Source organism: Arthrobacter stackebrandtii, assembly GCF_017876675.1.
In the GTDB taxonomy this organism is placed as follows: Bacteria; Actinomycetota; Actinomycetes; order Actinomycetales; family Micrococcaceae; genus Specibacter; species Specibacter stackebrandtii.
Genome location: NZ_JAGIOI010000001.1, coordinates 2,740,439 through 2,763,395, shown reverse-complemented (window position 1 = coordinate 2,763,395; position 22,957 = coordinate 2,740,439). Strand labels below are relative to the sequence as shown.

The window sequence follows — 22,957 nt, the reverse complement described above, 5'->3', positions numbered from 1 at the left end:
GGATTTTTCAGCCCACCCGTGTGCCGGGCCGGCCTACAGGCCCCGGCTCTGCCAGGCATCAATGCCGCCCTCAAGATGGACGACGTCGGCAAAACCGGCCGCGCGCAGGCTTGCCAGGGCCTGGGCCGAGCGGGTGCCCGCCTTGCAATGCAGGATCAAGGCCTTGTCTTGCGGCAGGGCCCCCAGCGCTGACCCGTCGCGGATGCCTCCCAGCGGTACCAGCACGGATCCGGGGATGCGGGCGATCTGGAACTCCACCGGTTCCCGGACGTCCACCAGCACAAAGTCGTCCTCTCCATTCTCCCGGCGGGCCAGGCGGGAGGCGAGCTCGTCCACGGAGATGAGGTCGCCGTCGTTCTTCTCCGCGGGAACCAGCCCGCAGAAGATTTCATAGTCGATGAGTTCGGTGATGGGCGCGGCAGCGGGGTCCTTGGCGATCCGGATTTCGCGCCAGCGGGAGGTCAGGGCGTCGAAGATCAGCAGCCTGCCCAGGAGTGTCTGGCCAATTCCGGTGATGAGCTTGACGGCCTCCGTGACCATCATGGCGCCGACTGAGGCGCAGAGCATCCCGAAGACGCCGCCCTCCGCGCAGGACGGGACGGTGCCGGGGGCCGGCGGTTCGGGGTAGAGGTCGCGGTAATTGGGGCCGAACCTGTCCCAGAAGACACTGACCTGGCCGTCGAAGCGCAGGATGGAACCCCACACGTAGGGCTTGCCGAGGATGGCTGCGGCGTCGTTGACCAGGTAGCGGGTGGCGAAGTTGTCGGCGCCGTCGAGGATGACGTCGTAGCCGGCGAACAGTTCCAACGCGTTGGAGGAATCCAGCCGGACATTGTGGAGCACCATGTTGACTCCGGGGTTCAGCTCCAGGACGGAATCGCGGGCGGATTCGAGCTTGCTGCGGCCGATGTCGTGCACGCCGTGGATCACCTGGCGCTGCAGGTTGCTCAGCTCCACGGTGTCGTCGTCGATCACGCCCAGCGTGCCCACCCCGGCCGCGGCCAGATACAGGAGGGCGGGGGATCCCAGTCCGCCGGCGCCGATCACCAGCACGCGCGCATTGCGCAGCCGGCGCTGGCCCTCCAACCCGATTTCCGGAATGAGGGCGTGGCGCGAATATCGCTCCAATTCTTCCTGGGCCAGGGGCGGGCCGGGCTCAACCAGGGGCGGCAGGGATGCAGGCGGAGCGGACTTCAAGGGCTGGATCACGGAAACCATACTTCTTAATCTAGTCCCGTCCTCACCGGCGGGCTCATTACCGGCGGGTAGAATGTCACACTATGGCGCTGCACCAGTTTTGGGGCAACGGAAGAGAAAGGCAGCCATATGAGTGTCGAACCCTCATCCAAGGAACGCCCAGCACCACGCACGCAGCCCAGCCGCATGCCCCGCGATGAACGCCGGGCCCAGCTGCTGGCCTCCGCCCTGGAGGTTTTCGTCAACCACGGCTACCACGGCGCCGCGATGGACGAGATTGCCGAGACCGCCCAGGTCAGCAAACCCGTCCTCTACCAGCATTTCCCCAGCAAGCGGGAGTTGTACCTGGCGCTGCTGGACGAGCACCTGGAGGCGCTGACCCAGATGCTGGTGACGGCGCTGGGGTCCACCACTGACAACAAGCTGCGCGTGCAGGCCACCATGAAGGCGTACTTCACGTTCATGGCCAAGGACGACCAGGCCCACCGGCTCGTCTTTGAATCGGACCTTGTCAACGACCCCGACGTCGCCGCCCGGCTGGAGGCGTTCAACGCCACGTACGCCGACGCGATCGGCCAGGTCATCGCCGAAGACACCAAGTTGCCGCCCGTCGAGTCCATCCTGCTGGGCCGTGCCCTGGCCGGCATGGCACAGGTCAGCGCACGGTTCTGGCTTGAAGCGAAGGGTGACCTCGACATCGATGTGGCCAGCGACCTCGTCTACCGTTTAGCTTGGCGCGGAATTAGCCGCTTCCCCAAGGAATCCTGACCGCCTGCCACTAGTGTGGTTGGTACATACTTATAGCTCTCATCCAAGGAGAAAACTGTGGAAATCAAGATCGGTGTCCAGCACATCAGCCGTGAAATTGTCCTTGAAACCGAACAGAGCGCCGACGACGTTGCCGCACTGGTCTCAGAGTCGCTCGCCAACGGCACCGAGCTGCGTCTTAAGGATGAAAAGGGCCGCCTGGTGATTGTTCCCGGCAACAGCATCGGATACGTTGAACTGGGCGGCGACAAGCCCCGCAGCATGGGCTTCGGCGCGCTCTAGGCCAGCCCGCCCGCGGCATTTCCAGGATTCACGCGACACGATTTACGCAAGGGACGGAACATCTTCATGGTTGCATTGGTCATTATTGCCCTGACCGCCGGCGCTTTGGGCGCCATCGCCTGGGCCGTTGACAAGTACCGCTACACCTTCGGCGCGGTGCTGCCGGCCGGTGCGGCCGTGGTGGCCGCCCTGCTTGTCTGGATCATCACCATGGCGGCAGGGCTGGACGGCAGCTCCGCCACCGCGTGGATCCCGTGGATCCTGTCCATGGCGGTTGGCGGCGCAGCAGCCTGGGCCACGGCCGGTTTTGTGGGCCGCACCCGCCACAACCGGCAAATTGACCGCACCACCCAGATTCTCCAGATCCACTAGGGGCACGACGGCGGGCCGCCGCCACCGCATCCGGCCCGCCAATGCTTTGCCCCGCCAGTGCGCAGGACCCTCCGGGGGCCTGCGCACCGGCGTTTAACCGGCTGCCGGTTCGGCGGCATCCCTGCACGCAGCAGGAGCCTGGGACGCAGGCGCCGCAGCCCTCAGGCGTCCCGGCCCTCTTCGGTGCAGATGCACAGCCGGTTTCCCTGCACGTCCGTGGCGATCACGAACTGCGGTGCGCTGGAGCGGTCCAGCGTGGCCCCCGCGGCCTCCACCTCGGCCAGGACACGTTGCGCCTCGCTGGCGGGAACGTGGATGTCAAAGTGGAAGCGGTTGGCGTTGGGCGTCTCCGTCTGCTGAAACCACATGGTGGGCAGCCTCCCGGCGGGATCCCGCAGCTCATCCGGTTCCCCTGCCTTTAACCCCAGCGCGGCGGCCCAGACCGGTGCCACGGCCGTGAAGTCAGCGGTGTCCATGGCAATTTCAACGGCACGCAGCAGCTCCGGCCGGGCCACTGCCCCGGCTTCGGCGGCGGCCGAGGAAATGGCCCGTGCCAGCGCCACGTCCCGCGCGGTCACCTTGTTGCCTGCATCATGCGAGGACAGCACCACGAACAAGGTGTCATAGCGCCAGTCGACATCCGGGTGGTGGTTCGCCGCCTGGGCTAGCGCCCCGATGGTGGCGAACAAGTCCAAGGCGGTGGCCGACGTCGGACATTTCAGTGCCGCCGACAGCCCGCCCAGGCGCAGCCTCCAGCCGGGCAGTTCCACCAGGGCCGCGTCGATTTCAGGCCGGGTCAATGTGTCCTGCGCACCCATGGCACGCTCCTTTGCGATTGCCGATCACGAGGCTGCCAGCGACCGTGCGGCGGGCAGTCCTTACAGGTCGGGGCGGCCGTTCATCGCGGAGGAGGCCAGTGCGTGCGCCCGCTTGGGGATGCGTCCGCCCTGTGCTGCCAGTCTGCCACCGATGACCGCGTGTTTGAAGGCCTCGGCCATGACCACAGGATTTTGTGCGCGGGTGACGGCGGTGGCCAGGAGGACGGCGTCGCAGCCCAGCTCCATGGCCAGGGCGGCGTCGGAGGCTGTGCCAATGCCGGCGTCGAGCACCACGGGGACCGAGGCGCGGGAGACGATCAGCTCGATGTTGTGCGGGTTCAGGATGCCCAGGCCCGTGCCGATCGGGGCGCCCAGCGGCATGACGGCGGCCGCGCCCAACTCCTCGAGGCGCAGGGCCAGGACGGGGTCGTCATTGGTGTAGGCGAAGACCTTGAAGCCGCTGTTGACCAGCTGCTCCGTGGCCTCGACCAGTTCCAGGGCGTCGGGCAGCAGCGTGTGCTCGTCGGCGATGACCTCAAGTTTCACCCAGTCGGTTTCCAGCGCCTCGCGGGCCAGCTCGGCGGTCATGACGGCCTCGCGCGCGGTGAAGCAGCCGGCAGTGTTGGGCAGGATGCGGATGTTGTTCTCCAACAGCAGCTTGAACAGGTTCGTGCCGCCGCCGGCTGCCTCGTCCACCGAGTAGCGGCGCATGGCCACGGTGGTCAGCTCGGTGCCGGAGGCGATGAGGGCGGCGCCGAGGCCGGACAGGCTCGGCGCACCGCCGGTGCCCATGATGAGCCGGGAATTCAGGGCCACCCCGTCGATCACCAGGGCGTCGTTGCGGGTCAGGGTTTCAGTCATGGCGTTCACTTTCGGTTGCGGGCGGGCTCGGGCGGAAGGGGAACGGGAAGGGCCATTTCAGCCGCCCTGCACGGCCGTGACGATTTCCAGTTCGTCCCGGTCCTCCACAGCGGTGGCCGACCACTGGCTGCGCGGCACCACGGCGGCGTTGCGGGCGACGGCGACACCCAGCCGTCCGCCGTCGGCCGCCTGGCCTGTGGGCAAAAGCGCCCTGCCCGTGGTGGCGGTGACAAGGTCGGCCACGGTGGTGCCGGCCGGAAGGGATTCGGTGGTGCCGTTGAGCGAAATGGTGTGCATGGTGTCTCCTACACGGTGGGGGCGGCGTGCGCCGGGCGGATGGTGGGCGAGAAGCGGTCGGGGCGGAAGCGCAACCAGGCCAGGTCGGCGATTCCGCCGAGCAGCTGGCGGACGATGTGCGCGGCGATCGGGGTCAGCAGCACCCCGTGGCGGAAGAATCCGGTGGCGATGATGAGCCCCGGAATGTCCCTGCCGCCTGCGTCCGCCACGCGCCCCAGCAGCGGCGCGTTGTCCGGGGTGCCGGGCCTGGCGCGGGCGGTGCATTCGAGCAGTTCCAGCTCGGCCACCGCGGGCAGCAGCACCTGGGCATCGCGCAAAAGTTGGTGCACTCCCCCGGCGCTGACTCCGGGGTTGTGGTCCTCGCGGCTGGTCGCGCCGATGACCACGGTGCCGTCCTCGCGCGGCACGATGTACACCGGCAGCCCGCGGACGAGCCCGCGAATGGTCGCCGTCACCAGCGGACGCAGCTGTTCGGGGACGCGCAGGCGCAGGACGTCGCCGTGGACTGGGCGCAGCGGCAGCTCGAGCCCCGCCGGCAGGTTGTTGAGCTGCGGGGCGGCCAGCCCGTTGGCCACCACCACCTCCCGGGCGCGGATTTCGGTGCCATTTTCAAGCACGACGCCGGCCACCCGGCTCTGCCTTCCGGCTCCCCCGCCGCTTGTTTCCTGGCGGTCCCACAACAGGCCGGCGGCTGGCTGGGCGATGAACGGATCGGCATCGCCGCGCGCGGCGGCAACCTCTGCCAGCCGGTGCCGGAGCCCGGCGGCCGCACCGCGGGGGTCCACCTGGTGGTCGGCGGCGATCCTGTAGGCGCAGGAGATGTGCGGACCCACCATCGGCTCGGCGGACCGGGCCGCCCGGATGGTCAGCTGCTCAACGTCCAGGCCGTTCTGCGCCTGCACCTCCCGCAGGTCGGCCAGGGCACCGCGGTCCGCAGCGTCGGCACCCAGCACAAGGGTCGGCGTCGTACGGAATCCGGTGCCGGGAACGCCCGGGCCCTCAAGGGATGCGGCAAAGCCGGGCCAGCGCGCATTGGAGGCGAGCGTCAGCTCCAGGAGCTCTTCCTCCTGGTAGTGGAGTTCGCTGACGGGGGCCAGCATGCCAGCCGCGGCGAACGTGGCGCCGGTGGCGGGCGCGGGGTCGATCACCACCACCGACCGGCCCGCACACTGGGCTTCCCAGGCGATGCCGAGCCCCACGATGCCGCCGCCGATGACGGCGACGTCGGGCAGGGTGAGGCCGCCGGGATTGTCCCCCGGTGCCTGGGTTTCAGGGGCCGATGCCCCATGGATGGCGGGTGCCACAATGTTCTCCTTCCCTACGCCGGCATGATCCGGATCAGGTTCCACGCCCTGGAGGCGCTGTCGGTCGGCGCAGTCGGCGCCCTCTCAGCCAGCTTCACTGGCTCCCGCGGTACTGCACTAGTCTATGAGACATGCCCCAGACTTCTGCCATTCATGACGCCACGCCCGCCTCCGCTGCCGCCGCCCCGGCCCCCGGCCTTGCTGCCGCCCGCCTCTACCTGTGCACGGATTCCCGCGCCGAACAAGGCGATTTCGCCGATTTCCTGCGGGCCGCCTACGCCGGCGGGGTGGACATCATCCAACTGCGCGACAAGAACATCGAGGCTGCCGAAGAGCTGGAAAAGCTTGAGGTTTTGCGTTCGGTTGCGGCGGAGTTCGGCAAGCTGTGGGCCGTCAACGACCGCGCCGACATCGCCCGGCTCAGCGGGGCGCCGGTGTTCCATGTGGGCCAGAAGGACCTGCCGCTGCCGGCCGCCCGTTCGCTGATCGGGCCCGACGTTTCGATGGGCCTGTCCTGCCACGACCCCGCGCAGGCGACCGCCGCCGCAGCTTCCGGGGCCGACTACTTCTGTGTGGGCCCGTTGTGGGCCACCCCCACCAAGCCGGGCCGGGCCGCCGTCGGGCTCTCCCTGGTGGAGCATGCCGCATCGCTGGCCACCGCCAAGCCGTGGTTTGCCATTGGCGGGGTGGACCTCTCCACTGTGGACCAGGTGGTCGCCGCCGGCGCCTCCCGGATTGTTGTGGTTCGCGCCATTACCCACGCCGACGACCCGACGGCGGCCGCCCAGTCGCTGCTTTCCCGCCTGCCTGCCCTCGGATAGCGGCCCGCCGCGTCCCATGCCCTGCCTCGGCCCGCCGGAGGGCCCGCCTATGCTGGGATTACAGCAACCCCGGCACGAAGGAGCATCATGAGCACCCCACTGACCTTCCGGCACCTGTTCGGCCCCGGCCCCAGCAATTGCTACCCGGAGGCGGTCGCAGCCCTCGGGCATCCCATCTTGGGCCACCTCGACCCCCTGTTCATCGAGATGATGGACAGCGCCTGCGAGGGTCTGCGCCAATTGTGGGGAACGGCCAACGCGCGGACGCTGCCGTTGAGCGGCACCGGATCCGCGGGCATGGAAGCCGCCTTCGTGAACTCGGTGGGCCCCGGCGACGTGGCCGTGGTGGCTGTGAACGGACTCTTCGGCGTGCGCATGTGCGAGGTGGCCCGCCGCGCCGGCGCCGAGGTGGTGCGTGTGGACCACGAGTGGGGCCGGCCGATTGACCCCGAGCGGGTGGCCTCCGCCCATCCCAACCCCAAGGTCATCGCGGCAGTGCACGCCGAGACCTCCACCGGTGTGCTCTCCGACATCGCCGCGCTCGGCCGGCTCAAGGGCGACGCCCTGCTGCTGGTCGACGCCGTCACCTCCATCGGCGGCCTGGAACTGCTCGCCGACGACTGGGGCATCGACATTGGCTACGCCGGGACGCAAAAGTGCCTGGGCGTGGCGCCGGGACTTGCCCCCTTCACCATTTCCGACGCCGCTTTCGAGCGCCGCATCCAGGACCCGCAGTCCTGGTACCTCGACCTCGGGCTGCTGGGCGGGTATGTCGGAGCGGCCGGCGGCAGCAAGCGCACCTACCACCACACGGCGCCGGTGGCCATGGTGGCCAGCCTCGCCGCCGGGCTTGACCGGGTCCTTGGTGAAGGGCTCGACGCCGTCCAGGCCCGCCACGCGGCGGCCGGCCTGGCACTGCAGGAAGGCCTGCAGGACATGGGCCTGGAACTGTTTGCCGAGGAAGGCTCGCGCCTGCCCAGCCTGACCACCGTCAAGGTGCCCGACGGCGTGGACTCGGCAGCCGTCCGCGCCTACCTTCTGGAGCGCTTCAGTTTGGAGATTGGTTCCGGTGCCGGCGAGTTTGCCTCCACGGTGTGGCGGATCGGAATGATGGGTCCCAACGCCAACCCGGCCTCCGTTGTGCTGGTGCTCGGCGCGCTCAAGGAAGCCATCGCCAAGGCCTGAGACCTGGACGATGGACATGCGCCGGCGACGCCGCTGACATGGCGCAGCAACCGTGGTGGCGCAAAGTTGGGTGCTTCGCCAGCGCATGTCCAAGGGCCTCCGCGGCCATGCGCAGCGGCGGACTGGAATGGTGCGCATGGCTGGTGCCTGGAACGTGCCGGCCGGCGCTTGAGCTGTTTACAGCCCCACGGTCTCCCCCAGCGCCTCAAGCTGGAGCTCAAAAAGTGAGGCAGGATCGCCGAACGTCCCTGGGCCGTACTGGCCAAATACCTCAAAGCTGACCATTCCGAACAAGGCCGCCCACACCATGACTCCGCGGGCCAGCAAGCCGTCAGGAAGCGAGATCCCCATCTCGGCCCGGATGGCCGCAAAGCTGTCCGCCAGCACAGCTGAAACGCCCCCACCGGGCGGAGACTCCCCGGCGGACTGCCCCACCCCGGACTGAGCGCCGCTGGCCACTGCCGCACCATGAGCCTGGTCCAGGATCTGCACCAGCCGCACCACCACCCGTGTTCCGGGTCCCGTGGTCTGCTCAGCCGGCGCTTCGTAGCCCGGGACCGGCGAACCAAACAGCAGGCCGTAGTGGGCGGGCTCTGCCAGCGCCCATTCCCGAACAGCGCGGCCCAACATGCGGAACTGGGCCGGGAAATCATCAGCAGCAACACCTGACAGGGCCCCGTCCACGGCGTCGCCCAAGGCGGTGTAGCCGTCAACCACCAGCAGCGTCAGCAGCTCGTCGCGGTTTTTGACGTAGCGGTAGACGGCGGAGGACACCACCCCGAGGTCGCGCGCCACGGCCCTCAGTGAGAGGCCGGCAGCCCCGTGGACCGCCAGGTGGGTGCGGCCGATGTCCAGAATGTCGTCCATGGTCTGTGCCCGTGCGCGTTCCCGCGGTGTTTGAGTCATGGACCCAGTTTTGGGCAATTCAAGATCACCGTCAACTTAAGTGAGCACTGCTCTTGACTTGTCCGGCCGGGCGTCGCATAGTTAATGCGAGAGCACCGCTCTCACATTCGACAATTCCCAGCGAAATGAGCACATCATGAACGCCATCAAGATCGTCACCGGCGCAGGCCCGGTCGGCTGGACCGTTGCTAGCCAGCTGGCCGAGGCAGGCCACCATGTGCGGGTCCTGACCCGCTCCGGTTCCGGACCGGAGCACCCGCTGGTCGAAAGGCTCCGCGTCGACGCCGGAAATCCAACACAACTGGCCCCCGCATTGGCCGGGGCAGATGCGGTATTCCACTGCATCCACGGTTCTCGGTACAGTGCTGATGTGTGGCGCCGGGAGCTTCCCGGCTCCGAGCGGGCCGTGCTCACGGCGGCGGGTGAGGCGGGCGCCGTCGTCATTTTTCCGGAGAGCCTCTACTCCTACAGCAGCCCGGATAGGGTCATGGCGGAGAACAGCCCAAGGCAGGCCGCCGGCGGAAAGCGCGGCGTGCGCACGGAGCTGCTGGCGGGACGGGCGGCGTCGGACACGCCGACGGTGAGCGTGGTGGCGTCGGATTTCTTCGGTCCGCGGGTGCTCACCGCCCACGCGGGCGACCGCATGGTGCCGCTGGTCCTCGACGGCAAGCGGGTGCAGGTGCTGGGCAGCGCGGACCTGCCTCACTCATTCACGTACGTGCCCGACCTTGCCGCGGCGATGATCCGCGCCGCCGAACGGCCGCAGCTGTGGAATTCCGTGCTCCACGCACCCACCAATCCGGCGCTTGCACAGCGGGAGATGGTGGCGGCATTCGCGCAGGCTGCGGGCGTTCCTGCGCCAAGGGTGGGAGCCATTCCCGGCTGGACCCTGCAGGCGGCCGGGATATTCTCTGCCGACATGCGCGAACTGGCCGAGATGGCCTACCAATTCCGGGCCCCGTTCATCATGGAATCGGCCGCGAGCGAGCAATTGCTTGGGCTGGCACCCACCCCCTTGGAAGCTGCCGCCCGGGAGACCGTTGAATGGTGGCGCAGCCGGGCCCAGCATTCACCGGGCAGCCCCCGCGCAGCTGCCAAAATGTAGCCGGGCGTTCATGCGGGAACCCTAGACTTCTGCAAGATCCCCGCCGGTTCCTGCCGGCCCTTGGCTTCAACTGAACGGACTTCCACGATGATCACCGCTGCCCGGCCGATGACCCTCCTCCAGGCCGAGGGCGTGCTGTTTGATTTCAACGGCACCCTGTCCGACGACGAGGGCATCCTCCGCGACTTGTTCATCCAACTGGCCGCCACGGAGTTCGGGTTCACAATGACGGCACGGCAGTACCAGGAAGACCTTGCCGGGCGCAGCGACACCGAAATCCTTGAGGACATCATGGCCCTCGCGGTGGCGCCCGCGGCTGCACGGGCTGCCGAGATCGACCGCCTCCTGCCCCTGATCGATGCTGAATACCAGTCCCGGGTCGCCGCGGAAAGCACCATCCGCCCGACCACCCGCGAATTGGTGCACGCCCTGCACGCGGCCGGATTGAAGTTGGGCGTGGTGACCGGGGCCAGCCGGCTTCAGGTCCTGCCGGCGCTGGAGCGCGCCGGATTGCTGGAGCTGTTCGGCGTCGTGGTGACCGACGAGGACGTGGACCGGGGCAAGCCCCACCCCGAGGGTTTCCTGCGTGCGGCAGCGGCCCTGGGGCTCGCGGACCCGTCGCGTGTCGTGGCGTTCGAGGACTCGCTCCCCGGGCTGGGCGCCGTTGCCGCGGCCGGCATGACCGCCATTTGTGTGGAAGGGACCCACCCAACGGAGATCCTGCGGCAGCATGCAGGCATTCTTGTGCCGGAAATCAGCATTGCCTGCCTGGAGCTGGCCCTGCGCTAGGACTTGCAGAGGCAGAACGGGTGCCCGGCCGGGTCGAGAAAAACACGGAAGGTGGTGCCGGGCTGGTGTTCAGCCTTCACGGCACCCATCCCGAGCACGCCGGCCTCCCCGGCGTCGAGGTCTTCGACCACGACGTCAAGGTGCATTTGTTGCGGGTGCTCCTGCCCCGGCCACACGGGCGGCGAGTAATTCTCAACCTGCTGGAAGGAGATGCAGTTGCTGCCGCCATCGGGCCGGAGGTCGACCCAGCCGTCCTCAACCGTGGCGTACCAGCCCAGGAGCGAACCGTAGAAGTCCGCCAACAGTGCAGCGTCGGGGCAGTCAATGACAAAAGTGGGATTCCGGGCAATGGCCATGCCCAAACGTTACTCCTGTGAACCGCCAAGTTCCATGGCCCCGGCCAGCAGCTCGAAGCTGCGGATCCGTGCGGCAGGGTCGGTGATCTGGGATGCCACGATGAGCTCATCGGCGTCGGCCTTTATGGCAAATTCGTCCAGGTAGGAGCGCACCACGGAGGGCGTGCCCACGGCGGCGTATCGGAACATGTTCTGCACCTGCTGCCCGGCGGGTGATTCGAGCAGCAGGTCCGATTCGGCATCACTGAACGTCTGGCCGCGTCCCACCAGCGCACCGACCATGCGGCGGCGGGCCCTCAGCAGCAGCTCGTCCGCCGATTCCTGGCTGTCGGCCACAATGGCGTTCACGCCGGCAATCACGTACGGCTCGGCCAGCGCGGCCGAGGGCTTGAACTCGCGGCGGTAAATGCGCACCGCATCCTCCAGTGCCTGCGGGGCAAAGTGCGAGGCAAACGAATACGGCAGGCCCAGGGCGGCGGCCAGCCGGGCGCCAAACAACGAGGAACCCAGGATGTACAGAGGCACGTTCGTGTCCTTGCCCGGGTAGGCGTTGATGCCGGGGATCAGGCTGGCGCCGGCAAAGTAGCCCTGCAGCTCCTGCACATCCTGCGGGAAGGTGTCGGCGGCGGACGGGTCCCGGCGCAGCGCACGCATGGTGGCCTGGTCGCTGCCGGGAGCGCGCCCCAGCCCCAGGTCAATGCGCCCCGGATGCAGTGTCTCCAGCGTGCCAAACTGCTCGGCGATCTGCAGCGGCGAGTGGTTCGGCAGCATGATCCCGCCCGCGCCCAAACGGATCGTGGAGGTGTGCGCGGCAACGTGGGCAATCAGCACGCTCGTGGCCGACGACGCGATCGAGGGCATGTTGTGGTGCTCGGCAAACCAGATCCGCTTGTACCCCCACCCCTCGGCCTTCTGCGCCAGCTCCACCGAGGAGCGCAGGCTGGCGGCAATGCCGTCCTCGCCAATGTGGGCAAGGTCAAGGATGGAAATGGGGAGCGTCATGGGTGCTGCCTTTCGGGTAGTCTCACTTGCGCCAACCCCGCCGCGCCACAGGATATTTCCGCCAGTGCCGCGCCTCACGCAATCCCCTGCCAGGTACGACGGCGGAACCCGCCAATGTTGTCATCCGCGCCCCGCGCCGGAAGCCGGTGTTGGGCTGGCAGGTGGGCAGGCTGCGGTTAGCCGACCCTCCGGGACAACTCGTTCTCCACGGCCCTGCGAATCCAGTTTGATACCGACCGGCCGTCGGCAGCGGCCTCGTCTCGCACACGCTTGAGAAGCTCCTCCGGGAACCGGACGGGGACGGGCTCGCTCAATTTGGCGCTGCATGACAACCGATGGGCTGACACTTCTTGGGGCTTTGTTCCTCGCAGGAGCAACAGGGACGACCAGCATGTCGACATCCAACCGGTCCATGCCGATTAGTGGATTCCTTTGTATGGCAAATGGCTACAGTTTTGCGGGAACATTCAGCCGGTCTATCGCTGCCAGCGCCGAGGCCCGACCGGCCCGGTTCGCCCCAAGTGTGGAGGCGGAGGCGCCGTAGCCCACCATCAACAGGCGGGGCTCCCGCGCAACCTTTACGCCGTCCATGACGATGCCGCCGCCTGGTTCGCGCAGTTTCAGCGGGGCCAGATGGTCCAGTGCGGCCCGGAAGCCCGTGGCCCACAGGACGACATCCGCGTCAAAAGTGGATCCGTCCTCGAAGACAGCCCCGGACGGGATGAGTTCACGCAGGGGTCCGCGGGAGACCAAGGTTCCGGCGGCGACGCCGTTTTGGTACTGCTGTGTTAAAGGAAGCCCGGTCACGCCCACGACGCTCAGCGGCGGCAGGCCTGCTGAAGTGCGTTCATTGACGCGGCGCTCCACGTCGCGGCCCCAGTCGGGGTTGAACTCGCGGGTGGTGAACTCCGGCGGACGGCGCGTGGACCACGCTGTCTGGATACCGGCGTCGGCCAGTTGCAGCAGAAACTGCACGGCCGAGGTGCCGCCTCCCACCACCAGCACGCGCTGGCCTGCAAAGTCGTTCACGGACCAAAAGTCGCGGCTGTGCAGCTGCCGTCCGGCAAACGAGGCCATGCCCGGGTAGTGCGGCCAGTGGGGTTTGTCCCAGGTGCCGGTCGCGTTGATGACCAGCCGTGTTTCGTAGGAGCCGTGGTCCGTTTCCACCGCCAGCGGCGGGCCGGCAATGTCGGCGGGGACTCCGCCGTCGTCCTCAGGAAAAAGCATTGCGGAGTCATCGGCGAGCGTGTGCACGGCGGTCACCTTCACGGGCCGGTGCACGGGCAGCTGGAAGGTTTTCTCGTAGCTGCCGTAGTAGCGCGAGACGACGGCGGAGGCCGGCTCGGCCGGATCGGACGGCGGAAGTTTCATGCCGGGGAGGTCGTGGATACCGTGGGCGCCGCCCAGGGTGAGCGAGGGCCAGCGGTGCAGCCAGGCGCCGCCGGGTTCGGGATTCGCATCGAGCACCACAAAGTCGGTTTCGGGATTGAGCCCGTGCCGCGCCAGGTAATACGCGGCCGACAGCCCGGCCTGGCCCGCACCAATTACCACCACATCCAGCATTTTTTGCCTCCTACTGGACTGCAACTGGCGGCAGTAGAGGCCTATTCCGGTTGTGCTGCACGCCACCGGGCGGACATGGCTTGGTCCGCGAACCAGGCAACGCCGGCGCCGGCCGCGTAGGCCACGAGGTCCAGTGCGGAGAAGGTGGTGCCGAAGAGCAGGCGCGACGGCGGGAAGCTCACCGCCAGCTGCTCGGGCACGCCCGTGAGCTGGGCCAGCTCGATGGCGGCGCTGATGCCGAAGGCTGCGAGCGCAAGCCAGGCACGCTTTGCGTGGGGCAGGAACAGGGCCAGCACAAGGTAGACGAGCACGGTGTAAAGCGCGTCCGAGACAAGGTTGGCGAAGGATCCCGGGATGAAGAAGTGGATCACCAAGCCAAGGACGGCCACGCCGGTTGCTGCGATGGCCAGCGCCATTCGCCGGGACTTGGAAAGTTTGGGAAATGCCATGGGCTCGAGTCTAGCGGCGGCCCATCTCACGCCCGCACCACCGGCAGGTCCTTCCAGTCGGTGGTGTAGCGGGGCGAGGCAAGCTCGCGCTTCATGGACCATTGCGGCGCCTGGGCCAGCCCGCCTATCCCGATGCCGATGGCGGTGCTGCCGAACTTGTTCCGCACCTCCCCCATCACACCGCCCACTTCCGGCTGCGCGTCCCCGGCACCGAATACGTCCAGCATCCCTGCGCCGGAGGCCGGCTCCAGGCCGCTGAACAGGACACCTGCCCGCAGGTAGGACGCCCCGGTGACGGCGCTCTGCCGGATCGCGGCGACGGCGGCCCTGACCAGCACGATCGGGTCCTGCGTCGGCGCGGCAAACCGGATGGTAGCGGCGGGGAAGCTGCCCTCCCCCGCAGCGAAGCGGCTGGTGCCGGCCGTAACCGTCATGGCAGAGGCACGCATGCCTTCCTCGTTAAGGCGGGCGGCGCCGCGCTGGGCGTAGACGGCCATGACCTCCTCCATGCCGGCAACCGTGGTGACGGGTTCGGAAAAGCTGCGGGAGAACATGATCTGCTGCTTGTCCACGCGCTCCTCAACATGGGGGATGCACTCCGTGCCGTTGAGTTCCATGACGGTTCGCTGCAGCACCACGGAGAATTTCTTGCGGATGACAGCGGGATCTGCGGCCTTGAGCTCGGCGATGGTCTCAATGCCCATCATCTTCAGCCGGTCGGCCGTCTTTCCGCCCACGCCCCAGAGCCCCGAAGCCGGCACGCGTTCCTGGATGCCTTCCACGTGTCCGGGTGGCATCGCCTCCAGGGCGCACACCCCGCCCAGCGCCGGATTCTGCTTGGCGATCCGGTTGGCAAACTTCGCCAGTGTCTTTGTCGAGGCCACCCCCACGCAGACAGGCACGCCCACGTGGCGCATGACCGCGGCACGGATGTCGCGGCCGGCGGCCTGCAGCTGCGCAGGGTCCCCCACGAGTCCCACGAAGGACTCATCGATCGAGTACACCTCCTGCCAGGTGCCAAAGCGGCCCACCACCTCCATGACCCGGGAGCTCATGTCGCCGTACAGCTCGTAGTTGCTGGAACGCGCCACCAGCCCCCACGCCTTGGCCTGCCCCTGGACCTGGAACCACGGCGCCCCGGTTTTGATGCCCAGCTCCTTTGCTTCCGCCGAGCGCGCCACCACGCAGCCGTCATTGTTGGAAAGCACGACGACGGGACGGCCTTCCAGCCTTGGGTCAAAGACCCGCTCGCAGGAGACATAAAAGTTGTTCACGTCCACCAGGGCGATGCGGTTGTTGCTCATGGCCCCATTCTTCCACGTTCCGAACATTTGTTCGAGTCACCCGCGCAACCCCATCCGAACAGCACTGGCGCCGGCCCGCTGCCACCAGCCACACCAGGGAGCCCAGCCCCACCTCCAGACAGGATCGATTGATATTCGATTGATAGTAGTCGATAATCAACAGATGAAAGATTCCGTCATCATCTTGCTCCGCGCCCTGCTCATCATGATTTTCATGGGCACCGTGCTGGGGCAAACCATCGTCGCCCCTACCCTCGCAGCAGAATCGGCAACACTGTTTCCGGAGGTCGCCGGCCTTGCGGTCCCGTATGCGGCGCTGGTGATTGGCGGCATCTTCTGCCTTCAAGCCATGCTGGTGGCCACCTGGATCCTGCTCTCGCACGTCCAGCGCGACGTCATCTTTTCACCCGACTCCCTCCGCTGGGCCACCGTCATCATTTGGGCCGCGGCGGCCGCCACCACCCTTGCGCTCGTCCTCGGCATCCACCTTTTCGGCGTCGTCAGGACCGGCGGACCGGGCGTGCTGCTGCTGGTGGGCGGGACAGTCATCTGCGGCACGGCGTTTGTGCTGCTCATGTCTGTCATGCGCGACCTGCTGCGCAGCGCCACCCGCCTGGACAGCGAGCTGGCGGAGGTAGTCTAATGCCCATCATTGTTGACATCGACGTCGAGCTGGCCCGGCGCAAGATGTCCGTGGGCGAGTTCGCCGCGGCCGTGGGCATCTCCGCCGCCAACGTCGCAGTCCTGAAGAATGGCCGGGCCAAGGCGGTCCGCTTCACCACCCTCGATGCCATCTGCCGGGTCCTCGACTGCCAGCCCGGCGACATTCTGCGCTGGGTTCCCGAAGATGCTGGCAAGCCCACCTGACCCGGCCCGCCACCCGGCCTTTTGCCCAAGCACGACGGCGTGGGGCCCCTTCCGCTGGAAGGCGCCGCACGCCGTCGTACTCCATAACGGCCGCGGCCAGCTTCCGGCGGCCTGCACGGTTACCCGGGGCTGACCGCCTGGAAGTGTGCCCACCTCCGGTCTCTGGACAGGGTCCTTGCCGACATCACAACAACCACCCCGGCAACCACCGGCGCAATGAATCCGGCCGCACTCACAACCATGATCCCGGGGACGAAACCGGCCAGACCGAGGGCGATACCGATAGCAAGGCGCACGGCGGGCCGAATCGAGAGCAGTCCACTGACCGGCAGCGCAAACGCCAGGCTGCCCAGCACAGCAGCCAAGAGGATCAGCGGCCACTGCAGGGAACTGCCAGCACCTGACAACTGTGAGGCGGAAGCAACCACCAGGCCCGCACCAAGGAGCGCCGCCGAGATCCACATGACCTTGCCAAAACGCGGTGCGAGCATCAGTGCTGCTGAGACAACCAACGGCATGGCCGCCAACGCCCCCGCGGCCAATCCCAGATTCATGGCATGCGTGGAATCGCTGGCTCCGGGACCCCACGTACTGCCGGTGAGCGCGAATGCCGCACAGGCAAGTCCCGCCACCAACGAAACTAGGGCCATGGCGCCAGCAGTGGCGCAAGACCTGCGGGCCGCCGCGGCGCGCGGAACGGAGCGAGGCGGACCGGTGCGCCTGGCTTCAGCAACCGCCACTTTGGGCTGCTCCGGCCGGGAGGCCGCCACTGCCAGCACCAGGGCTGTGGCCGCAACCACGGCTCCCATCATTTGCCCCATGGCCGCCGCCACACCGAGGACCATGGAGAGGACCGCCGCCACGGGCAGACTCAGCAGCCACCGCATGGGGGCCGGCAGCTTCCGTTCCGCCAACGAGGCAACAGGAGCCAGCAGCGAAGCAGTGCCAAAGACCCACGCCGCCAGCATGAACAGGAGCGTGGAGGAGCCGAACCACGTTTGCCCGGTCCCGGCATCGGCCTCTTCAAAACCGACGGACCAGCTCGCAGCCGCCAGCGCCGCCACAGCCCACGAGGGCACAGCACCCGCCGCCAGCCACAGCGCCGACGGTGCGGACAGTTGGCCCCTGCGGCGCAGAAGGATCAGGACGGCAAAGGACAGCGCCAGGGGCCCGGCAAAAATTGCCAGCACGATGCGTGCAGCACCGGCCCCGGGCTGCTGGAGCACATCGGTCAACAGAATCCCGGTGGCAACAACATAGGCCGCCAGCGACACGACTGCGGCCACCACCGCCCACCGGCTCGTTGCCCGCTCGCCGAGCCCGTGGGCCCTGATCGACCACGCCTCTGCGACGCCCGGCCGCGCAATCCCCCTGTCACCGGCGTGTTCCTCGAGGGTGTCGAGCATGAATCGGCCATGCTCCTCCCGCCAGGCCTTCGGGTACCAGCGCAGCAGCCGCTCGTACTTGTTCCGCAACGAAGGACTCATCCGGCGAACCCCCACACCATGGTTGCGGGAGAGGGCCTGATGGCCGCCGGACGCGGTGCCGCGAGGCGCTTTTCCGCGGCTCCGAGGCGGACCGCAAGCCGCTCCGTCTCCAAGGTCAGCGCTGCGATGCCGTCGTCTGTCAGCTCGTAGTACCGCCGCGCGCGTCCGTCAACAATTTCTTCACCTGCCCGGGCGACGAAGCCTTCCCTCTCCAGCCGTTCCAGCGAGGCATAAAGCGTCGTCACCCGCAGCGACACCTTCCCGTCGGCCAGTTCCGCCACATCCCGCAGGATGGCGTAACCGTGCCGGCGCCCGCCGGCAAGGGCAGTGAGGATCCAAAACGTATTTTCATTCATGGCTGCCAATATACCCACAGTGGGAATATAAAACCAGAAGGAGTGTCACCAGGCCTTACCGCCCCTGTGCAGGTAGATTCGAGTCATGAGTTCCCGATCCCCCACGCCAGCCCTTTTGAAATGGCTGGCCCCTTTCCTGGTGTTCATGGCGGTGCCAGCCCTCAGCGGGTGCGCCGACAGCACCGATTTTCAGGCCTCGCTGGCGAGTCGCGCGGAAAGCACGGAATTCACCTTGCCTCGGGGCGAAGACTCCGGCGCCCCCTTTGAGCTCTGGGATGAAGTGTTCATTGCCTGCCCCTACACCGACGTCACAACAGCCCCCGCGCCGTTCGCCAAGGCAGCCATGGCCGTGGACACCCCCTCAAACGAGGGCGCACAGTGGTTGCTCTTTGCCAAGGACAGCAAGGTCAAACGCATTTCCATGAACAGGACTTCGATCGATTTCTGCCTGGACGGCGCCGTCAACAACGCCCACCGGCACGACCAGCTTTGGAGCGCGAAAAAGTCCGACGGCGCATGGCTCATGACCGCGGTTGACCACCAGCGGGCCGGGTAGCTACTCCCGGATTTCTTCCCACACTGGCTTGAGGTGCGCCGGCACGGCGTCGCCGACCGCGGCGGGGAACTCGCAGCTGAACTCGCCCTTGTAACCGAAGAGGAAACCAAACCACCGGTTCCGCACCTGCATCTGGACGGTGTAGACGCCGCGATCCTCGTCATAGCTTTCGTAGAGGTCCGCCGTGCCGGTGCCGATGGGCGGGAACGTGAACGCAACGGGACCTTCATAGAAACGTTGTCCGGTGGTCTGCAGGTGGAGGGATCCGTCGTCGAGCACTTCCAGGACTAGGTCGGTGGCCAGGTGCTGGTGGGTGCCAAGGTAGTCGACAACCGCACCGCGCTCCTTGCTGTGCACCATGGTGGCATCGAAGCGGCGCTTCTTGGCCCTGCTTCCCCTGACGGCTGGCATGTCCAGGGTCCGCACGAAGGTTACGGTGGGGCGGCCGAAACCATCAATGTAGGGGTAGTTTTCCACCGTGAAGGGGATGTTGTTGCCGTGGTCGGGGAACAGGATGTTGCGGAAGGCCCCGAACCGCAGGAACGGCACGGTCCACCAGGCACCGCGGCGGACCTCGGAGAAGACTCCCGTGCCGACACACGCATAGCCTGCCTCGACGTCCACGCCGAAGCGCTTCTGCATCATGGGGTGGAGCCGCTGGAAGTCCTCGCCCAGGGCTATTTCAAAGATCGAGGCCATGACTATTCCTTGTCTTCCGGATGGATTTTGCGCATGTTGGGCTGGTCAGGTTCCCGCAGGCCCGCCAGCGTGGACGGGGCTCGTGCGGCGCGGGTGTCGGGCGCGGTCCGCAGGCAGCGGCCTGCCCTCGGAACCGACCGGTGCGCCGGGATGCAGATGGCTGCCAGTGCGGCTGCAGCGCCAAGTGCCGCAGATCCCGGGCTGCGCCGTGCCGTGGCCCGGCGGAAAAGTCCGGCAGCCAAAAGCACGCCGCCTGCCCTGGCTCCGGCGTCGAGGAACCAGCGGTTGCGGGCTGTTGCGGGATCCAAGCCGGATTCGGCCCACATCCGCAGCCGGTCAAAGCTGATGGCCGTGGCCCACCCAAGGGCCGGCCGGATGGCGCGGGCATCCAGTGCCCTGCCGATGGCTCCCATGCCCGGCCGGTAGTTGTAGCCGGTGATGAAGCGCAGTCCGTCGCCGGTGGGGATGTAGCGCCAGTATCCCGAACCAGGGCCAATGGGCGAAAGCCAGTCGGCGGTGTCGAACTTCAGGACAGACGTGGCCTGCCCGTCCCTCCGGTGCCGGTGGCCCAGCGAAGTTCCGGTGCCCTTGATGGTGTGCAGCGGCAGCAGGAATTCGTAGCGGAAACGAACCTGGCCCTGTTCGTCCTGGTCGACGGGGATGATGCGGGAGAACCGCAGGTCCCAGCGCGGATGCGCGTCCGGGTCCTGGCTCAGTTCCCACACCCGGCCCATGTCGGCGCGGATCCGGATCTCCACATACAGCGGCCTGGAACTGTTCGACTTCGTTATTGCTTCCCCCATGCCCCAATCCTATGGTGCAGCCCACCGGAGAATGCACGTGGAAAGTACCGGCAAAACTGGCTGCCGGCATCCGTGCGGTGTGTACACTCAACTTCCATGAGCGAAGGCCACAGCAACGTCGACTGGGAAACTGCACGGGCGAGCAACCTGGACAACTGGGAAGACCGGGTCCCCCTCCATGAGGCGGCCTACGGCATCAGCGAATTTGACGATCCCAACCACCTGTCCAGCGTCGTCCTGACGGACCTGGCAGCGCTCGGGCCGTTCCTGCCCGACGGGAAGGTTGCGGGGCTGGACGTCTGCCACCTCCAGTGCCACATCGGCACAGACACCCTGTCCCTTGCCCGGGCCGGTGCCCGGGTCACCGGCGTCGACTTCTCCCCTTCCGCCCTGAAATCCGCCGCGGAGCTGGCAGGGAGGCTCAACCTCGAGGCAACGTGGGTGGAGACCGACGTGCTCGAGGCACGCAACACCGTCGACGGCGACTTTGACCTGGTGTACACCAGCATCGGAACCATTACCTGGCTTCACGACCTGGACCAATGGGCGGCCCAGGTGGCGGGGCTGCTGCGGGCAGGCGGGATTTTCTACATCCGCGACGGCCACCCGATCCTCTACTGCCTTGATGAGCAGGCGGACGGGTTGCAGCTGCGCTATCCCTACTTTGGAGACGGCACGGCGCAGGTGTGGGATGACAATTCCACCTATGCAGGGGACGGCCAGGTGGCGCACACCAGGACATTCGAGTGGCCCCATCCACTGTCCACAATCGTCAACGCCCTCATCGGTGCCGGACTGCAAATTCTTCGCCTGGACGAGGACACGACGCTGCCTTGGCGGTTCAGCCCGCGCATGGTCGAGGTTCCGGACGGTTTTGCGTGGCCGGAACCCGAGCGTGACCGCGTGCCGTGCACGTTCACGATCATCGCCCGAAAGTGACAGTCCCGGAACAAGGGGCGGTCAGCGGCAATCGAAGCCATGAAGCCCGGGCCAAACTGGGTCGTGCCCGCTGCCGCTGACTCGCAGAATGGCGCCCTCTGCAGTCCACTTGAAATCGTACGTGCCATAACGGATAGGCCGGTAGCCGTCGTCGGCCTCCCAGGAACTGACTTCGTGGCCCAGCCCGCCAAAACCAACCTTGTACAGTTCACCCCCACCGGAAAACAAGAATGAGCTCTCCCGTGCAACGGCCCCGCAGAAGCCTGGCCCAGACGGACTCAGCACTTGGTAGCTGGCTGAGAACAGAAGGTCCGGCAGTGCCAGAAAACCGGTAACGACAACGGTCACCACAGCCAGCATGGCCCACCAAATGGAGCGCCGCCGCTGCAGTTTTTCGTCAGCAGCACGGTCCATTCTCCTGCGCACCGATGACCTCACGACGGACAGCGTGAGCGCCGCCGCCAGAAAAAAGGCGCTGACAGCCCAGCCCGGCACGACCATGCGCCCCCACGCGAGCAGGAAGCCGGAGGCGCCGCCAAAGGCGGCCACAGCGGAACCGGCCAGGCACCAGCGGACTGCCGTATCGAGACGGTGCCCCGCCTTAGAACGCCGGCTGAACAATTCCGGGGCTGAGACCATTGATTCAGTCTAGGCCCGGGGGCGGCACCGCGACGCGAGGCAGCGACCCAACCGGCACCCGGTAACGACTATCGCTTGGCGCAGGCACCAGGTGACTACACCCCGCACCGTAACATCGCCGGAATCACGGTTCGATCCCCTAGGCTCGGACCGTGGGCAAAATATTCGATTGCATTGACGACAATCTCAGGGCTTGGATCCAGGAGCAGCCCATGTGGTTTGTCGCAACTGCGCCCTTGGGAGCCGACGGGCATGTGAACATGTCGCCCCGAGGCCACGACTCGTTCTCAGTCCTGGGCCCCCACCGAGTTGCCTGGGTTGACTACACCGGCAGCGGCATTGAGACCATTTCCCACATCCGAGAGAACGGCCGGGTGTGCCTCATGTTCAACGCGTTTGGCAGCCGCCCCCGCATTGTGCGCCTGCACGGACGCGGCTCGGTGCACCTCCCCGGAGATCGCACGTTCGAGGAAGTTGTGTCGCACCACCCGGAGCACCCGAGCACTCGGGCAGTCATTGCTGTGGACGTCACCCGCATCAGCGACTCGTGCGGCTGGGGTGTTCCTGTCATGGAGGTGACGGGAGAGCGCGATCTTTTGCGCCTGCAGGCAGAGAAGAAGGGCGTGGAAGGCATGTCCGCCTACCGTGCCGAAAGGAATGCACGGAGCATCGACGGCCTGCCGGGATTCCCCCTCGAGACGTCGGATTAACCCGGGGCACAGTATCCGCCCCAGCAATTCACGGCTGACGGAAAGCTGCAACTACACGTGGTGCAGGCACCGGGTGACAACGCCCCACACCGAAACCTCGCCGCTTAACTCAACCACCTCGGCGGAAGCCGGGGACGCGGCATGGGCGGGCTGGGCGGCCAGGGAGGTGGCGCCGTCGTGCTTCACGAGGCGGCGGATCAGCAGATCGCCCTCCACCACGGCAACCACCACGTTGCCGTCTCGCGGGGTGAGGGCGCGGTCCACGATGATCTCGTCGCCGTCGGCAATGCCGGCGCCGGCCATTGAGTCGCCGGCGACGCGCATGACGAAGGTGCTGGTGCGGTCGCGGATCAGGTGGCGGTTGAGGTCGATCCCGCCGTCGAAGTAGTCGCGGGCGGGCGAGGCGAAGCCCGTGGGCTCGTTGGGTTGCTTCGGGACGGGCAGGTCCATGCCAAACACCACACCACCGCCTAGTACAAAGATTCGAAACACCAGAGTACCACCGGCCGGTTCGAGATGCCC

30 protein-coding genes are annotated in these 22,957 nt (G+C 67.1%); 12 read left to right on the top strand and 18 right to left on the bottom strand.

The window, feature by feature from the left end:
* Positions 1 to 33 precede the first annotated feature (33 nt).
* The gene (moeB, locus tag JOF48_RS12040) at positions 34 to 1,218 is read right to left on the bottom strand and encodes a molybdopterin-synthase adenylyltransferase MoeB (protein WP_209681019.1); all 1,185 of its coding nucleotides are present in this window, start codon (positions 1,216 to 1,218) and stop codon (positions 34 to 36) included.
* Positions 1,219 to 1,326: 108 nt separating this feature from the next.
* On the opposite strand from moeB, the gene JOF48_RS12035 reads away from it, so the two are divergent.
* The 3 genes from JOF48_RS12035 to JOF48_RS12025 all read left to right on the top strand — a co-directional run bounded on the left by JOF48_RS12035 (position 1,327) and on the right by JOF48_RS12025 (position 2,619).
* Positions 1,327 to 1,965, top strand: coding sequence for a TetR/AcrR family transcriptional regulator (locus JOF48_RS12035; protein WP_209681017.1), 639 nt, complete (start codon positions 1,327 to 1,329; stop codon positions 1,963 to 1,965).
* 57 nt (positions 1,966 to 2,022) lie between these two features.
* Positions 2,023 to 2,247: a DUF3107 domain-containing protein gene (locus JOF48_RS12030; protein ID WP_209681014.1), complete on the top strand. Its 225-nt coding sequence runs from the start codon at positions 2,023 to 2,025 to the stop codon at positions 2,245 to 2,247.
* A gap of 66 nt (positions 2,248 to 2,313) precedes the next feature.
* A complete protein-coding gene (locus JOF48_RS12025) occupies positions 2,314 to 2,619 on the top strand; it encodes a hypothetical protein (protein WP_209681012.1) in 306 nt (101 codons plus the stop codon).
* Positions 2,620 to 2,780: 161 nt separating this feature from the next.
* On the opposite strand, the gene JOF48_RS12020 is transcribed toward JOF48_RS12025, so the two are convergent.
* Genes JOF48_RS12020 through thiO form a run of 4 tightly spaced genes read right to left on the bottom strand, consistent with a single transcriptional unit; the run spans position 2,781 to position 5,827 of the window.
* The gene (locus JOF48_RS12020; RefSeq protein WP_209681010.1) at positions 2,781 to 3,437 is read right to left on the bottom strand and encodes a 4a-hydroxytetrahydrobiopterin dehydratase; all 657 of its coding nucleotides are present in this window, start codon (positions 3,435 to 3,437) and stop codon (positions 2,781 to 2,783) included.
* A 60-nt stretch (positions 3,438 to 3,497) separates the two neighbouring features.
* Positions 3,498 to 4,298 (bottom strand): thiazole synthase, encoded by an 801-nt coding sequence (locus tag JOF48_RS12015; protein ID WP_209681008.1) that lies wholly within the window; start codon positions 4,296 to 4,298, stop codon positions 3,498 to 3,500.
* A 57-nt stretch (positions 4,299 to 4,355) separates the two neighbouring features.
* Positions 4,356 to 4,595 carry a sulfur carrier protein ThiS gene (gene thiS / locus JOF48_RS12010; RefSeq protein WP_209681006.1) on the bottom strand — a complete coding sequence of 80 codons (240 nt, stop codon included), beginning with the start codon at positions 4,593 to 4,595 and terminating at the stop codon, positions 4,356 to 4,358.
* Positions 4,596 to 4,603: 8 nt separating this feature from the next.
* On the bottom strand, positions 4,604 to 5,827 hold the full coding sequence (thiO, locus tag JOF48_RS12005; protein ID WP_209684470.1) for a glycine oxidase ThiO: 1,224 nt from the start codon (positions 5,825 to 5,827) through the stop codon (positions 4,604 to 4,606).
* 203 nt (positions 5,828 to 6,030) lie between these two features.
* Here thiO and thiE point away from each other — a divergent pair, with 203 nt between their 5' ends.
* Positions 6,031 to 6,720 (top strand): thiamine phosphate synthase, encoded by a 690-nt coding sequence (gene thiE, locus JOF48_RS12000; protein WP_209681004.1) that lies wholly within the window; start codon positions 6,031 to 6,033, stop codon positions 6,718 to 6,720.
* Positions 6,721 to 6,807: 87 nt separating this feature from the next.
* Complete coding sequence (locus JOF48_RS11995) at positions 6,808 to 7,905, top strand: pyridoxal-phosphate-dependent aminotransferase family protein (protein WP_209681002.1); 1,098 nt, start codon at positions 6,808 to 6,810, stop codon at positions 7,903 to 7,905.
* 177 nt (positions 7,906 to 8,082) lie between these two features.
* On the opposite strand, the gene JOF48_RS11990 is transcribed toward JOF48_RS11995, so the two are convergent.
* Complete coding sequence (locus tag JOF48_RS11990) at positions 8,083 to 8,811, bottom strand: TetR/AcrR family transcriptional regulator (RefSeq protein WP_209681000.1); 729 nt, start codon at positions 8,809 to 8,811, stop codon at positions 8,083 to 8,085.
* Positions 8,812 to 8,947: 136 nt separating this feature from the next.
* On the opposite strand from JOF48_RS11990, the gene JOF48_RS11985 reads away from it, so the two are divergent.
* Positions 8,948 to 9,916 (top strand): NAD-dependent epimerase/dehydratase family protein, encoded by a 969-nt coding sequence (locus tag JOF48_RS11985; protein ID WP_209680998.1) that lies wholly within the window; start codon positions 8,948 to 8,950, stop codon positions 9,914 to 9,916.
* Positions 9,917 to 10,003: 87 nt separating this feature from the next.
* Positions 10,004 to 10,705 (top strand): HAD family hydrolase, encoded by a 702-nt coding sequence (locus JOF48_RS11980; protein WP_209680996.1) that lies wholly within the window; start codon positions 10,004 to 10,006, stop codon positions 10,703 to 10,705.
* Here the strand turns inward: JOF48_RS11980 and JOF48_RS11975 are convergent.
* The 6 genes from JOF48_RS11975 to JOF48_RS11950 all read right to left on the bottom strand — a co-directional run bounded on the left by JOF48_RS11975 (position 10,702) and on the right by JOF48_RS11950 (position 15,379).
* Positions 10,702 to 11,061, bottom strand: coding sequence for a VOC family protein (locus JOF48_RS11975; protein WP_209680994.1), 360 nt, complete (start codon positions 11,059 to 11,061; stop codon positions 10,702 to 10,704). The genes JOF48_RS11980 and JOF48_RS11975 overlap by 4 nt on opposite strands.
* 9 nt (positions 11,062 to 11,070) lie before the next feature.
* On the bottom strand, positions 11,071 to 12,063 hold the full coding sequence (locus JOF48_RS11970; protein WP_209680991.1) for an LLM class flavin-dependent oxidoreductase: 993 nt from the start codon (positions 12,061 to 12,063) through the stop codon (positions 11,071 to 11,073).
* Between the two features lie 176 nt (positions 12,064 to 12,239).
* Positions 12,240 to 12,464, bottom strand: coding sequence for a YlcI/YnfO family protein (locus JOF48_RS11965; RefSeq protein ID WP_209680989.1), 225 nt, complete (start codon positions 12,462 to 12,464; stop codon positions 12,240 to 12,242).
* A gap of 46 nt (positions 12,465 to 12,510) precedes the next feature.
* On the bottom strand, positions 12,511 to 13,626 hold the full coding sequence (locus JOF48_RS11960) for an FAD-dependent oxidoreductase (protein ID WP_209680987.1): 1,116 nt from the start codon (positions 13,624 to 13,626) through the stop codon (positions 12,511 to 12,513).
* Between the two features lie 41 nt (positions 13,627 to 13,667).
* Positions 13,668 to 14,075, bottom strand: a complete 408-nt coding sequence (locus JOF48_RS11955; protein WP_209680985.1) for a ribosomal maturation YjgA family protein — start codon at positions 14,073 to 14,075, stop codon at positions 13,668 to 13,670.
* A 26-nt stretch (positions 14,076 to 14,101) separates the two neighbouring features.
* A complete protein-coding gene (locus JOF48_RS11950; RefSeq protein ID WP_209680983.1) occupies positions 14,102 to 15,379 on the bottom strand; it encodes a Y-family DNA polymerase in 1,278 nt (425 codons plus the stop codon).
* A 163-nt stretch (positions 15,380 to 15,542) separates the two neighbouring features.
* Here JOF48_RS11950 and JOF48_RS11945 point away from each other — a divergent pair, with 163 nt between their 5' ends.
* Positions 15,543 to 16,022, top strand: coding sequence for a DUF2975 domain-containing protein (locus tag JOF48_RS11945; RefSeq protein WP_209680981.1), 480 nt, complete (start codon positions 15,543 to 15,545; stop codon positions 16,020 to 16,022).
* Entirely contained in the window at positions 16,022 to 16,246 is a 225-nt protein-coding gene (locus JOF48_RS11940; protein ID WP_209680979.1) for a helix-turn-helix domain-containing protein, read from the top strand. The genes JOF48_RS11945 and JOF48_RS11940 overlap by 1 nt, the downstream gene beginning before the upstream one ends.
* 119 nt (positions 16,247 to 16,365) lie before the next feature.
* On the opposite strand, the gene JOF48_RS11935 is transcribed toward JOF48_RS11940, so the two are convergent.
* Together JOF48_RS11935 and JOF48_RS11930 are read right to left on the bottom strand one after the other, a co-directional pair.
* Complete coding sequence (locus JOF48_RS11935) at positions 16,366 to 17,733, bottom strand: hypothetical protein (RefSeq protein WP_209680977.1); 1,368 nt, start codon at positions 17,731 to 17,733, stop codon at positions 16,366 to 16,368.
* Positions 17,730 to 18,089 carry a PadR family transcriptional regulator gene (locus tag JOF48_RS11930; protein WP_209680975.1) on the bottom strand — a complete coding sequence of 120 codons (360 nt, stop codon included), beginning with the start codon at positions 18,087 to 18,089 and terminating at the stop codon, positions 17,730 to 17,732. Before JOF48_RS11930 ends, JOF48_RS11935 begins: the two co-directional genes overlap by 4 nt.
* 85 nt (positions 18,090 to 18,174) lie before the next feature.
* Here JOF48_RS11930 and JOF48_RS11925 point away from each other — a divergent pair, with 85 nt between their 5' ends.
* Positions 18,175 to 18,645 carry a hypothetical protein gene (locus JOF48_RS11925; protein WP_209680973.1) on the top strand — a complete coding sequence of 157 codons (471 nt, stop codon included), beginning with the start codon at positions 18,175 to 18,177 and terminating at the stop codon, positions 18,643 to 18,645.
* On the opposite strand, the gene JOF48_RS11920 is transcribed toward JOF48_RS11925, so the two are convergent.
* Together JOF48_RS11920 and JOF48_RS11915 are read right to left on the bottom strand one after the other, a co-directional pair.
* A complete protein-coding gene (locus JOF48_RS11920) occupies positions 18,646 to 19,344 on the bottom strand; it encodes a DUF4166 domain-containing protein (protein WP_209680971.1) in 699 nt (232 codons plus the stop codon).
* 2 nt (positions 19,345 to 19,346) lie between these two features.
* Positions 19,347 to 20,147, bottom strand: coding sequence for a hypothetical protein (locus JOF48_RS11915; RefSeq protein WP_209680969.1), 801 nt, complete (start codon positions 20,145 to 20,147; stop codon positions 19,347 to 19,349).
* A 96-nt stretch (positions 20,148 to 20,243) separates the two neighbouring features.
* On the opposite strand from JOF48_RS11915, the gene JOF48_RS11910 reads away from it, so the two are divergent.
* Positions 20,244 to 21,086: a class I SAM-dependent methyltransferase gene (locus tag JOF48_RS11910; RefSeq protein ID WP_209680967.1), complete on the top strand. Its 843-nt coding sequence runs from the start codon at positions 20,244 to 20,246 to the stop codon at positions 21,084 to 21,086.
* A gap of 21 nt (positions 21,087 to 21,107) precedes the next feature.
* Here JOF48_RS11910 and JOF48_RS11905 read toward each other — a convergent pair whose 3' ends face one another.
* Complete coding sequence (locus JOF48_RS11905) at positions 21,108 to 21,725, bottom strand: hypothetical protein (RefSeq protein ID WP_209680966.1); 618 nt, start codon at positions 21,723 to 21,725, stop codon at positions 21,108 to 21,110.
* A gap of 152 nt (positions 21,726 to 21,877) precedes the next feature.
* Between JOF48_RS11905 and JOF48_RS11900 the strand changes: the two genes are divergently transcribed.
* Complete coding sequence (locus JOF48_RS11900) at positions 21,878 to 22,435, top strand: pyridoxamine 5'-phosphate oxidase family protein (protein ID WP_209680964.1); 558 nt, start codon at positions 21,878 to 21,880, stop codon at positions 22,433 to 22,435.
* 51 nt (positions 22,436 to 22,486) lie between these two features.
* On the opposite strand, the gene JOF48_RS11895 is transcribed toward JOF48_RS11900, so the two are convergent.
* The gene (locus tag JOF48_RS11895) at positions 22,487 to 22,885 is read right to left on the bottom strand and encodes a LexA family protein (RefSeq protein ID WP_209680962.1); all 399 of its coding nucleotides are present in this window, start codon (positions 22,883 to 22,885) and stop codon (positions 22,487 to 22,489) included.
* Positions 22,886 to 22,957 lie beyond the last annotated feature (72 nt).